General features: G+C 63.5%; 10 protein-coding genes. 6 read left to right on the top strand and 4 right to left on the bottom strand.

From position 1 onward, the window contains the following. Positions 1 to 100: 100 nt before the first annotated feature. Positions 101 to 1,312 (bottom strand): hypothetical protein, encoded by a 1,212-nt coding sequence (locus tag ABDW49_RS26505; protein WP_343616701.1) that lies wholly within the window; start codon positions 1,310 to 1,312, stop codon positions 101 to 103. A gap of 165 nt (positions 1,313 to 1,477) precedes the next feature. On the opposite strand from ABDW49_RS26505, the gene ABDW49_RS26500 reads away from it, so the two are divergent. The 3 genes from ABDW49_RS26500 (at position 1,478) to ABDW49_RS26490 (ending at position 6,702) form a co-directional block, all read left to right on the top strand. After that, positions 1,478 to 2,923: an alkaline phosphatase family protein gene (locus ABDW49_RS26500; protein WP_343616699.1), complete on the top strand. Its 1,446-nt coding sequence runs from the start codon at positions 1,478 to 1,480 to the stop codon at positions 2,921 to 2,923. Continuing rightward, complete coding sequence (locus tag ABDW49_RS26495; RefSeq protein WP_343616697.1) at positions 2,920 to 3,222, top strand: cytochrome c; 303 nt, start codon at positions 2,920 to 2,922, stop codon at positions 3,220 to 3,222. The genes ABDW49_RS26500 and ABDW49_RS26495 overlap by 4 nt, the downstream gene beginning before the upstream one ends. Positions 3,223 to 3,711: 489 nt before the next feature. Further along, on the top strand, positions 3,712 to 6,702 hold the full coding sequence (locus ABDW49_RS26490) for a TonB-dependent receptor (protein ID WP_343616695.1): 2,991 nt from the start codon (positions 3,712 to 3,714) through the stop codon (positions 6,700 to 6,702). Between the two features lie 148 nt (positions 6,703 to 6,850). Here the strand turns inward: ABDW49_RS26490 and ABDW49_RS26485 are convergent, their stop codons facing one another. Both ABDW49_RS26485 and ABDW49_RS26480 read right to left on the bottom strand, forming a co-directional pair. Continuing rightward, on the bottom strand, positions 6,851 to 8,026 hold the full coding sequence (locus ABDW49_RS26485) for a serine hydrolase (protein WP_343616693.1): 1,176 nt from the start codon (positions 8,024 to 8,026) through the stop codon (positions 6,851 to 6,853). Positions 8,027 to 8,107: 81 nt separating this feature from the next. Further along, positions 8,108 to 8,953, bottom strand: coding sequence for an AraC family transcriptional regulator (locus tag ABDW49_RS26480; RefSeq protein ID WP_343616691.1), 846 nt, complete (start codon positions 8,951 to 8,953; stop codon positions 8,108 to 8,110). A 181-nt stretch (positions 8,954 to 9,134) separates the two neighbouring features. Here ABDW49_RS26480 and ABDW49_RS26475 point away from each other — a divergent pair, with 181 nt between their 5' ends. Beyond that, the gene (locus ABDW49_RS26475) at positions 9,135 to 10,004 is read left to right on the top strand and encodes a PhzF family phenazine biosynthesis isomerase (RefSeq protein WP_343616689.1); all 870 of its coding nucleotides are present in this window, start codon (positions 9,135 to 9,137) and stop codon (positions 10,002 to 10,004) included. 1 nt (position 10,005) lies between these two features. Next, positions 10,006 to 10,470 (top strand): RidA family protein, encoded by a 465-nt coding sequence (locus ABDW49_RS26470; RefSeq protein ID WP_343616687.1) that lies wholly within the window; start codon positions 10,006 to 10,008, stop codon positions 10,468 to 10,470. 47 nt (positions 10,471 to 10,517) lie between these two features. Here the strand turns inward: ABDW49_RS26470 and ABDW49_RS26465 are convergent, their stop codons facing one another. Further along, entirely contained in the window at positions 10,518 to 11,885 is a 1,368-nt protein-coding gene (locus ABDW49_RS26465; protein WP_343616685.1) for a TonB-dependent receptor, read from the bottom strand. Positions 11,886 to 12,178: 293 nt separating this feature from the next. Here ABDW49_RS26465 and ABDW49_RS26460 point away from each other — a divergent pair, with 293 nt between their 5' ends. Beyond that, positions 12,179 to 12,349 carry an aldehyde dehydrogenase family protein gene (locus tag ABDW49_RS26460; protein ID WP_343616683.1) on the top strand — a complete coding sequence of 57 codons (171 nt, stop codon included), beginning with the start codon at positions 12,179 to 12,181 and terminating at the stop codon, positions 12,347 to 12,349. The last annotated feature ends 38 nt before the right edge of the window (positions 12,350 to 12,387 follow it).

Below are 12,387 nucleotides of genomic sequence, written 5' to 3'. Positions count from 1 at the left end.
GAGACATGCGGGGCAAGGCGGATGTTGCCGCCCTGCGGGTGGGGTCGCCTGATTGTCTCGCGCGGGGCTAACCGCGCAATGTGACAGCCAATGGTCGGTTCTATTGCGCCTGCGTGACAGGCGGCCGATCGCCGCCGGGCATCGGCGAGGTGACGGGCACGAAAGGTTTTTCAGCATCGCCGGTCCAGCGCATCAGCCGCAGATCGGCTGACTGCCGCCCTTTGGCGCCTGCCTTGGCGGCGATGTAGAACAGGCCGTCACCCATGGGCTGAAAGCCGACATTGGCCTCCTGCCGCCAGCCGCGAATGCCGGTGGCGGGGTCCTTCAGGCCGTCAGCGGCCAGATCCAGCATCATGCCCTGTTCCCAGCCCTTGCCATCGGGTGCAGGCACGCCGACCAGCGGGCGCATCGCGGGGCGCGCGCGCGCCTCGACGGCGAAGAGCAGATAGTTGGGAAAAGCCGGCTTGCTGCCCTGATAGACGCCCAGAAACCAGCGCCGCATCTGCGGATCGTAGGACAGGTTCTGCACGCCATAGGATGTGTTGCCGGTCCGCAGGAAATATTTGCCCGCAGGCCGCTCCGGCCCGTTGCGGTGAGGCGCGCTCTCGCTCAGCGGCGCGGCATAGCGAGCCCAGTCGGCGATGTCATATTGCAGCAGCACCTGATGGTCGTTGTCGCCGCGCCGGGTGTTGCCATAGATGCCATAGGCCACGGTCAGATAGGTCTTGCCGTCGCTGTGCCCAAAAGCCGGGCCGAAGGCCACGCCATCGATCCCCGAGCAATCATAGCGATGATCGGGCGAGGCGATGACATCGTCGCGATATTTGCCGTCATCGCCGTCGAAGACACCGTCGCCATTCACATCCGCCGCATAGTCCTTGAACACCTCGGGCAGATAGACGGTGCGGATGATATCGCTCTCTCCCGCGACCATGCCGACATGATCGATCCGGTCGACATCGAGGATGGCGATGTAAAAGCCCTGGTTCTTCTTGTATTCGAGCGAGCCATAGACCTTGCCGTCGCTGTCATTGAAATCGAGGTCGCCCAGATGGCCGGTCCAGCCTGTCAGCGTGCCGATCAGATGACCCTTGAAGTCATACTTCGCCAGCAAAGTGGTGAAGGAATAATAGATGAAGCCATGCCGCCGGTCGACCGCAATGCCCTGAACATGACCCGCGTTCCACACACCGCCATTCTGGTTCAGCGGCAGCGGGAGGGGGGCGGCAGGCGCAGTCGCCACAGCACTTCCGGCCAGCAGGCAGGCGAGCGGCGCGACCAGATAGTGTAACAAGGGGCGGGGCGAAGGCATCGCTTCTGTTCCTCTCTCCAGAGCCGAGGGCTGTGGCGGTTAAGTCGCCCGGATGAAGCTTTTGTGACGATTCGCATCGCGAAATTTCTGCATGCACCGATGGCGGAAAGGAGCGTTTCGCGGCTCTAGCCAGCACAATTCCCGCGCTGCTCAGAAAGCCATCCCATGCCCGATACGAACCGCTTTACCCGCCGTCGCCTGCTGGCCGGAGCGCGCCAACTGGCGGCTCTGACCGCCGCCACAGGCATGATGCCGCCCAATCTGCAGCGGCTGATGGCGCAGGGTACGGGCCGCAAGGGCTCGCTCAAGGATGTGAAGCATGTGGTGATGCTGATGCAGGAGAACCGCTCCTTCGATCACTATTTCGGGACGCTGCCCGGTGTGCGCGGTTTTGACGATCCGCATGCGATGATCCTGCCGCATGGCAAAAGCGTGTTTCACCAGCCCGACCATCATCATCCCGATGGTTATACGCTGCCCTTCCATCTCGACAGCTTTGCCAGCAACGCTCAGAAACTGCCCTCCACCAGCCATGCCTGGTCGGTGCAGCATCGCGCCTGGAACGGCGGCAGGATGGACCAGTGGCTGCCAGCCCATCGCGAGGTGGATGGTGCCAACGGCCCCTACACCATGGGCTATTTCAAGCGGGCCGACATCCCCTTCCATTTCGCGCTGGCCGAGGCCTTCACCATTTGCGACGCCTATCACTGTTCGGTGATGGGGCCGACCTGGCCCAACCGGCTCTATTGGCTGACGAGCACGATCGACCCGGAAGGCCGGGCAGGCGGGCCGGTGATCAGCAACAAGGCCCCGCCCGAGGGTTTCCAATGGACCACCTATGCCGAGCGGCTTGAGGAAGCGGGCGTGCCCTGGGGCGTCTACCAATATGGCGAGCATGGGCGGCCGCACAACATGTTCAAATATTTCAAGCGGTTTCGCGAAGCTCCGGCAGGCTCGCCGCTGGCCTTGCGTGGCATGCCCGAGGGCGATGAGGGGCGCTTTGCCGCCGATGTGCTGGCCGATCGCCTGCCCGCCGTCTCATGGATGTTCCCCAGCGCCGAAGCCAATGAGCATCCCGATCACTTTCCGGCAGCGGGCGCCGATTTCATCAGCCACCGCCTGAACGAGCTGGCCGCCAATCCGGATGTCTGGGCCAAGACCGTCTTCATCCTCAATTACGACGAGAATGACGGCCTGTTCGATCATGTGCCGCCGCCGGTGCCGCCCCATGGCACAGCGCATGAATTTATCGAGGGCTTGCCCATTGGCGGTGGCTTTCGCGTGCCCTGCATCATCGTCTCGCCATGGACGATGGGCGGGCAGGTGTGCAGCGAGCCCTTCGACCACACCTCGGTCCTGCAATTTCTCGAAAGGGTGACCGGCGTGCGCGAGCCCAACATCACGCCCTGGCGCCGCGCGGCTTTCGGTGATCTGACCTCGGCTTTCCGTTTCGACCATGCGGAAAAGCAATGGCCGATCCTGCCCTCTACGGGCGAGATGCTGGCCCTGGCCAACCGCAATGCCGCGACGCTGCCCGCGCCGACCATCCCCCAGACGCAGCAGGAACCCATGCAGGAAGGGCCGGGCCGCAAGCCTTCCAAACCGGCATGAGCTGGATGGCGGTTATCGGCCTGCTGGCGGCTGCATCGCTGGGGGCGGGCGATAACGCGGAAGGTTTGAAGATCTATGCCGAGCGCTGCGCGGTTTGCCATGGCAGGGCGATGGAAGGCGCGGAGGAGGGGCCGCCACTCACCGGACCCAGCTTTGATGCGACATGGCGAGGCAAGCGCGCCGCGCTGCGCGAGAGGATCAGGCGCTCGATGCCGCAGGATCAGCCGGGCAGCCTGACGGGCAGGCAGGCGATTGCGCTTGCCGCCCTGCTTCTTGGGCGCAGCTCTTCGGGGCATTGAGCGGATCGGGTAGCCTTTGCCTCGCCGGAACCCGTTCCGAGCTTGAACAAGAGCATCGCCTTTCCCGCCGCTCGCCCATTGGAACGACCCATGCGATGACAACAGCAAGCGTCCGTGTGCCACCGGTGAAAATCAGTTGGGGTGGTCGCCTGGGGGCGTCGGTCAAGCTGCCTGGGGCGCAGGTGCCAAGCCGGTGCATGTGTTCCTGCCGGGCGCGATAATATAAAATATATATATAAATATATTCTGTGGAAAGTTCTGATGGTCGGTCGATTTTATATTATAATGATCGATAGCATCGGTCGGAAAGCCTCTCAATTCTCGCATTTTTCACTTGAGGCTGTAGCAGGACTGCAACAAAATTTTGCGTCATGGCGCGGATGGATCCAAAGATATTGTGCCAATCTTGGGCGCGTAAGTATAGTCTCCTATCGACCGCTGCCTGCGTGGGGCAAACATTTCAGGCAGTGGCATAAGGGGTAAATTATCATGAATCTCGCGACCTCTCTGCGTGGCCAGCGTTTGCGCGTCAGCGCCGCCGCCATCGCTCTTTCCACCCTTGTCTGCGCCACCTCGGCCTGGGCGCAGGATACGGCGGTGGCACCCGCTACGGCGCCTGAAACCGCGCCCAAGGAAGACAATACCATTGTCGTGACCGGCACGCTGTTCCGCCGCGCCAACACCGAAACGCCTTCGCCGGTCACCGTGCTGACGACGGATTATCTGAACAAGGCCGGCATTTCCAACGTGTCGGACGCCATCCGCTCGATCTCGGCCGACGGCGCAGGGTCCATCGGCACCGGTTTCCAGTCGGGCTTTTCGGCTGGCGGCTCGGCGGTTTCGCTGCGCGGTCTGGGCGTCTCCTCGACGCTGGTGCTGGTCGACGGTCTGCGTTCGGCCAACTTCCCGATCAACGACGACGGCCATAACGCCTATGTCGATCTCAACTCGATCCCCTTCAGCCTGGTCGACAAGATCGAAGTGCTCAAGGACGGCGCTTCGGCAACCTATGGTGCCGACGCGATCGGCGGCGTGGTCAACATCAAGCTGAAGAAGCAGTTCGTCGGCCTCGAAGGCAAGGCCGAGGGCGGCCTGGCGTCGCGCGGGGATGCCGCGCATCAGCGCATCAGCCTGACCGCCGGCTTTGGCAATTATGAAGAGCAGGGCTTCAACGTCTATGTGAACGGCGAATATCAGCATGACGGCCGCGTTTCGAACGCCAGCCGCGGCTTCCCGTACAACACGACGGATCTGTCGAGCATCGGTGGCATCGACAAGAACACCGCGGATTCGGCGATGACCACCGCCTCGCCGACGGCCTATGTGACCCGTGTGGCGCAGACCGATCTCAACAATCCGCTCAGCGGCGGCACCGCGCTGCTCAACCCTGCCAACGCGTCGCAGTACACCGCGCTCGGCCTGGGGAACTGCACCAGCGGCACCTTCACGGCCTCTAACGGCACGGGCTGCAAGTACGATCTGGTCAACCAGTATCGCCAGATCCAGCCGCTGCAGGAGCGTTACTCGGCCAATGGCCGGATCAGCTTCCGCGTGTCGGACACGATCGAGGGCTATGTCACCGGCAGCTACAGCCACAGCTATGTGAGCATCTGGGGCACGCCGCAGGTTATCCGCAACACCCAGCCGTTTGGCGCCGCGCCCAGTGTGGCCTCGTCGAATCCGGGCATCGTGCTGCCCGTCTACATCTGCGCCTCGGGCGTGAACTGCGCGACGGCGGCCAACCGCACGCTCAACCCCAACAACCCCTATGCCGCCGCCTATGCCGCCAACCCTTCCCAGGGCGCCGCGCGCATCTACTACATGTTTGGCGACATCGCGTCGGGCAGTGACCGCTCCAACGACGTCTATCGTGCCACCGCCGGGCTCCATGGCCGGATCGCCGACGCCTGGGATTGGCGCGTTGACGGTGTCTACGCTTACGACAAGCTCAAGCTGGTGCAGCATGGCTTTATCAACATCGCGGCACTGACGCAGGCGATCAACACCGGTTCGTATAATTTCGTCAACCCTTCGCTCAACAGCGATGCGGTGCGTCAGGCGCTGGCTCCGGACAAGACCACGCCGTCGCATTCGGAAACCTATGCGCTTGATGCCTCGGTGACGCGCAAGCTGTTCACGCTGCCGGGCGGCGATCTTCAGCTGGCCGTCGGCGGGCAGATCCGCCACGAAATGCTGGAAAACAACAACCAGAACGTGGCGCTCGATACCTACAGCCTGACTACCGCGTCGGCCTTTGGTTCGCACACCGTGTCGGCGGCCTTCTTCGAGCTGGACGCGCCGGTGTTCAAGCAGCTTGAAGTGAACGCTTCGGGCCGTTTCGACCATTATTCGGAGGGCTTCAGCCGCTTCTCGCCCAAGTTCGGCTTCAAGTTCACACCGACCAAGGCCATTGCCCTGCGCGGTACCTATTCGCAGGGCTTCCGCGCGCCGACCTTTGCCGAATCCGGCCCGCGCAGCCAGTACGCCGGCTTCGTGTCGAGCACGCCGCCCTGCGCCTATATTCTGGCCCATGGCGGCACCGGCAACACCACGACCTGCTCGGCCAACGGCAATCCCTATAACACGACCTATAATCTGGGTCGCGGCGTGGTGGGCAATCCCAATCTGCAGCCCGAAACCTCGCGCAGCTTCACCTTCGGCACGATCGTTCAGCCCGTTCGCTGGTTCAGCCTGACCGTCGACTACTACAATGTGAAGAAGTCGAACCTGATCGTCACCGGCCCGGATATCGGCAAGGCCGTCAGCGCCTATTTCGCCTCTTCCAATCTGGACGCCGCCAAGGCGGCCGTGGCGGCCGTGGGGCCTGGCTATTCGGTCAACACCGTCGATGCTGTCGATCCGCTCTATCCCAACCTGCTGCCGCGCCCGCTGATCATCAATGTTCCCTATGTGAACGCGAATTATATGGTGACCTCGGGCATCGATCTGTCGGCCACGGCCAATCTGCGCCTGACCGACAAGATCCGGTGGACCAGCCGCATCGAGGGCACCTATCTGCTGACCTCGAACCTGCATACCGCGACCGGTATTCAGTCCTATGCGGGCACGTTTGGACCCTATGACCTGTCATCGGGCAATGGCTCGCCGCGCCTGCGTGGCAACTGGCAGAACACGCTGGAATTCGGCGAGGCTTTCTCGCTCAGCCTGACCACCAGCTATGTCGGGCGGATCAAGGAAGTCGCCACCGATCAGGGCAGCCTGTCGACCGACTGCTCGCAGAACCTGTACGGCACGGGCGACGCCTTCTGTTATGTCAGCCCGTTCATCACCAACGATCTGACGGCCAGCATGAAGTTCGGCAATGGCGGCGTGTTCTCGCTGATGGTCAAGAATGCGTTCGACGCGAGGGCGCCGATTGCTCCGGCGGCCTATTCCAGCGCGCCCAACTTCCTGACGTCCTGGCATTATGCCGGGTTGATCGGACGTGAATATCGCGCCAGCGTGTCGTTCAAGATGTAACATCTTGGCAAGACAGACATGACTTGCGACGGGCGGCATCCCTGGGATGCCGCCCGTTTTGTTTGGCGCGCGCCAAAGTCTGGACTGATGAATGTGCGAGCGCTTTTGAATGAGGCCCTTGTGGGCACGAGCGTCAGCAAGGTTGGCGTTAGCCGATGGCCCTGCGCACCGCCGCGATATAGGCAGCTTCGGCATCGTGATAACGCTGCCCAACAGCATGGGGCCAGGCCGAGAGCGTGACGATCACCAGCTTGCTGGCCGGATCGATGTAGATCATCTGCCCGAAGATGCCGATCGCGCGATAGGTGCCATCCTTCCACACCCACCACTGATAGCCATAGCCGACATCGGCCCATGTCGCCTGCGTCTGGAGATGCAGGGCGGAGGCGTCCTTCACCCAGCCCTCGGGCAGCACCTTGCGCCCGCCCGCCATGCCGCCGCCCATAAAGAACAGGCCGAAGCGGCCGAAATCGCGCAGCGAGACGCTCAGGCCGCCGCCGCCCGTCTCGCGTCCGCCGCTGGTGACCCAATAGGCGTCGTTCTCCATGCCGAAGGGCTGCCAGATCGTCTTCGCCAGATAATCCGCCATCGACATGCCCGTGGCATTGGCCAGAGCGATGCCGATCAGGTCGGCGTCGCCGGTGCTGTAATGAAACTGGCTGCCCGGTGGCGCAATGCGCGGCAGATGCGCCATATAATCGACCGGCGTGCCGCCCTTGCCGCCGTCGATCTCCTTCATCTTCATCTCGTCGGAGTTGGGGTCTTCGTAATTTTCGTTCCACCGCGCGCCAGAACTCATGGTCAGCATATTGCGCATCGTCACGCCGTCATAGACGCTGCCCTTCAGGCCTGGGATATAGCGGATGATCGGATCGTCCAGGCTTTGGATGTAACCATCCCTGATCGCCGCGCCGACCAGCGTGGAGGTGACGGATTTGGCCACGGAAAAGGAATTCCAGTGCCCCTTGGCCGTCAGGCCCAGACGATAACGCTCGATCCGGATGCGGCCATCCTTGATCACCAGCAGCCCGGCGACATGGTTGGCGGCCATAAAGCCGGTGGTGTCCATCGGCCGGCCATCGACGGTGTAGCGCACCGCCAGTTCATGCGGGGCCTTGGGCAGGGGACGGGGATGGGGACCGGCTTTCACCACGCGGGTCGGGAAGATCCTGTCCATATGGCTGAAACCGGCGGGGCGCTGCTCGGGCTGCCAGAGCAGGAAATTGCCGCTGGGCAGCGTCTCGGGTTCGGCTTGCAGGGCAGAGGCGCCCGGCAGGCTGAAGGCAAGGGCAAGCGAGAGGCGAAGGGGCAGAGAATGGGGCAAGTCCGGCTCCTGAGGATAAGCGCAAGGGGCCGCCTGCCGGGACGGCATGCGGAAGCGGCAGGCGCGATGGGGAAGGGGACGCTATCGCGTGAGGGTTGGTGGCGGCGGATCTTGCGCGGCGGCTTTCATCCGGCGCCAGCCATCGGGCGATTGTCCATGGCTGCGGCGAAACAGCGCCGCAAAATGCGAGGGTGACCCAAGGCCCACCGTCTGCGCTATATCCAGCACCGAGAGGCGTGTGTGTTCGAGCAGATCGCGCGCACGCGCCATGCGCATCGTCTGGGTGAAGTCCAGCAGGCTCTGCCCGCCATGCTCCTGAAACAGCCGTGTCAGGTGGCGGCGGGAGATGTGAAACGCCGCCGCGATGGCATCGATATCGGGCGCCTGATCCAGCGTGCCCGCCAGATAGGCCTTCACCTCGCGCACCAGTGCCGCACCATGCCTTTGCGTGGTCGAGCGCTGGATGCCCGGCCCGCGCAGCGCGGTGGCGGCGCATTCCAGCAGCAGCAGATGGTCCATCGCCGCCAGCCGCTGGGCATGGCCGTGGCTCGCGCTGTTGCCGCGCATATGGCTGCGGGCCACCAGCAAATGCTGAAGCGTGGGCGAGGCGGCCCAGACGCCCGGCACCGGCCTGCGCAGGAAGCTTTCGGCGCTGGCGGAAAGCTCCCGCAGCGCATGGGCCATCACATCGGCCTCGACATAGAAGGCGCAATGGCTCTGCGTGGTGGAGAGCGATGCGGTGGAATGCGCCCGGTCAGGCGGGACCAGCAGCACCTGCCGTTCCAGCAGGGTGGTCGACCAGTCGCCATCCTCATCGGTGAAGCGCATCAGGCCCTGTTGGGGCAGCATCAGCATATAGCTGTCATGCGCATGGGCTGGCTGGCTGTAGGCTGCCACCGAATTGAAGATGCTGGTGATGCCGCTCATGCAGGGGCCCTTTGGCAGGTATGACGCAAGGTCTGGGCCTATTAAGCCCCCTCCTGCCGGATCGGGTCAAGGGCTGGAGGCGCCGATGTCCCGATCCCGCGCCACAAAAGGCCCTTTTGCGCGCGCCAGATTGTCTCGCGCCGCGCCATGGGTAAGATCACGCCAGAAAACGAGGACCGTTATGCCCTTCAGCCCAGCCGATGTTCATGTCGTCGATGTTTTTGCCGATGGGCCGGGGGGCGGCAATCCGGCGCCCATCGCTCTGGATGCGCGCGCCATGACCGATGGCGAGATGCAGGAGGTGGCCCGGCATTTCGGCCATGAGAGCGCCTTTGTGATTGCCCCGCCGGAGGGGGCGGGGTGCGATCTTGGGCTGCGTTTCTGGGTGCCCAACCATGAGATGCCGATGTGTGGCCATGCGACGGTGGGGGCGGTCTGGCTGCTGGATCGCCTTGGCAGGCTGCCTTCGGAGGATCTGCGGATCTGGACGGCCAGCGGCATCGTCGAGGCTGTCGTGACCGGGACGGGTGAGGCGCGGCAGGTGGCGATCTCTCAGCCGCGCGGGGTGGTGGAACCCTTGCCGAAGGAGAGTGAGGCCGAGATTCTCTCCGTGCTGGGCATCCCGCCCGGCGATCTGGCGCCCATGCCCATCCGCAATGCCGCGACCAGCCGGGTCAAGACGTTGATCCCGCTGGCAAGTGTGGCGCTGCTCGATGGGCTGCGGCCCGATCTTTCCCGGATGGAAAGCCTGTGCGAGGCGATCGGCTCGACCGGTATCTACCCCTATGCCGCCAGCGACGGGAGCGGGCAGCGTTATGATGCCCGCCAGTTCCCCAAATCCTCCGGCTATCCCGAGGATGCGGCCACCGGCATCGCGGCGGCGGCCCTGGCCTTCGGGCTGCTGGCGCAGGGGCAGGTCACGCCGGAGAGGCCGGTGATCGTCCGTCAGGGCCGCGCCATGGGGCGCCCTTCGCGGATCGAGGTTCGTTTCCGTGAGGAAGCAGGACGGGTGAGCGGCTGCTGGCTGGGCGGCGCGGGAAGGGTGGCCTGACATGGCGACACCCCATGATCGTCTGCGCGACCTTGGCCTGACCCTGCCGTCGGTGCCCAGGCCTCAGGGCGCCTATCGCGCGGTGCGGGTCCATGGCGGGCTGGCCTATGTCGCGGGGCAGGTCAGCCGAACCGAGGATGGCATCATCACCGGCCCGGTCGATGACGCCACCGATCCCGACAGGATTGAGGCGGCGGCCCGCGCCTGCACCTTGCGCGCCCTGGCCGCGCTTGAGGATGCCGTGGGGCTCGACCATGTCACGGGCATTCTGTTTCTGCGCGGCTTTGTTTTCGCCGGCCCCGCGTTTCAGGGGCATACGCAGGTGCTCGACCATGTCTCCCGGCTGCTCATCGCCATCTTCGGCGATCATGGCCAGCATGCGCGCTCGGCGGTGGGGGTGGCGGGGTTGCCCTCGGGCGGCATGCTGGAAATCGAGGTCGTGGCGGTTGTGGATGCCGCTGTGTAACTCTCCGGGGAGCAATCGGTAGCTGCCTGTCGGCTTCGATCCGCCTCCTAGCGCCTTATGGACAGCGTCAGCCCGTGGGTGACCGGGCGTGCCGCGATCCGGACCAGCGTGTCGGTGAACCGGTACATGTTGTTCCAGTAGTAGGCGTTGGTGACGTTGCGGCCCCACACGATCATCGACCAGCTATCGTCGGCTGCCCGCACGCCTGCACGCAGATCGAGCGTGGCGTAGGGCCGCAGGCGCAATTCAGGATCATCGCCGAGGCTGGCGTTGGTCGCGCTGTGATGCGTCAGATCGGCGCCCACAAAGCTGCGAAGGTCAGCCCCGACAGTCCATTCGTAGGTCGCGTTCGCGACCATCTGGAAGCGGGGCGAATAGGGGAAAGGGGATCCAGCGAAATCTGTCAGCACGCCATTCTGGTCATAGCCGGTGAAGCGCTGGACCTTGCTGTCGACGACGACCGCGGACACGCCGAGGTCAAGCCCCCTTGCAGGCCGTGCTCGTAGCGATCCCTGGAAGCCGAAGACGCGTGATTTCGGGATGTTGACCAAGGCTTCGACCGCACCGAACACGGGGTCGGCGACACGACCGCGTACCTGCTTGTTGCGGTAGTCGTAGTAGAAGCCCGAAGCTTCCACCCGCACCATTCCGCCCGATATCGGAGCCTTGATGCCGACCTCGCAGGCCAGCAGGGATTCCTGGCTGACCGGAGCGAACTGCAGTGAACTGCTCACGCTGAGCGAGGGAAAGCTGCCGGACTTGAAGCCCTTGGCGATGCTTGCATAGAGAAGCGAGCTGCCATCCGTCTTGTAGTTCACGTTGCCCCGCCACGAGACGTTGCTCTCCGCCAGGCGATCATGGGTGGCCACCTGCTGCAGCGTCGCGGCATCGATCTGGATGCAGCCGCTCTGCGGGACGGGATCGACGCTTGGAAGCACGCCGCGCGCGGCGGCGCTGAGATAGGCGAGGGTTTCACCCAGCGCAGGATCGCTTCCGCTCTGCTGACAGCCGTAGAACCTCTGGAGAGAGTTGGTGTAGCGAAGCCCGCCGATTAGCGTCAGATGCTCTCCTGCGCGATACTCCACGTTTCCGAATGCGGCGAGGTCGCGCTTGTGAAATTCGAACGCGCCGCCGACGGTGGTGAAGCGCGGGAAGATGCCGGGCAAGGGTTCGGCAAGCGATCCCGACACCACGTCGCCGGCGAAGCTCTCATCGGATTTCTGCCACGCTGCATAGCCACCTGCCAGCCAGCGCCACCGGCCGGTCTCGCCCGCGAGACGAGTTTCCTGATTGAACGACCCCACCTGACCCAACTGACGGAAATCGAGAGCCTGGAGCGCCGTGCCATCCTCGTCGAGGTGCTTGTCCTGATGAAACCGCTGATAGCCGCTGATGGTCGTCAGGGTCAGCCGCATAATCCCATCGACTGCCTCGTCAGTTGATGCTCCGCCTGAGAGAGGGGATCTGTCATGGTCCTACGCCCTCGTCTCGTCGTTTGTGCCTTGCGTGTCGCAGGATAAGAAAATGGCCGGACGATTCAGATCGGGGGGAGGGAACCGCCCGGCCAGGTAAGACCCTTGGGGTCTGGTCGGCTTGGGGGAGAGCCGACAGTATCGACGGGGTATCGATAACGAATATTTGCCATAAGAATCGTATGTCGAAAATTATATGAAAGTATGGGGTCGATCTTCAGGCTGATGGTACATGCTTGCTGTTGAAAGAGGCGCGGTCATTTTTCCGCGTTGGCCTCAATGAGGGCCTGATCACGATGGAAGTCGCGCCCTTCGGTGGTGTGAAGGATAGCGGCGTCGGACGCCAGGGAAGCCATCATGGGATGGAGGAGTTTCTCCATATCACATATGTCTGCATCGACCCCTAAGGCCGTCTGATCGACGTTTTGTTGCCACTAGGGGGCTT

Origin of the sequence: Novosphingobium sp., from assembly GCF_039595395.1 — a bacterium.
Classification (GTDB): domain Bacteria; phylum Pseudomonadota; class Alphaproteobacteria; order Sphingomonadales; family Sphingomonadaceae; genus Novosphingobium.
Note: the sequence above shows the minus strand (reverse complement) of the source record. Positions and strands in the feature narration are given on the sequence as shown.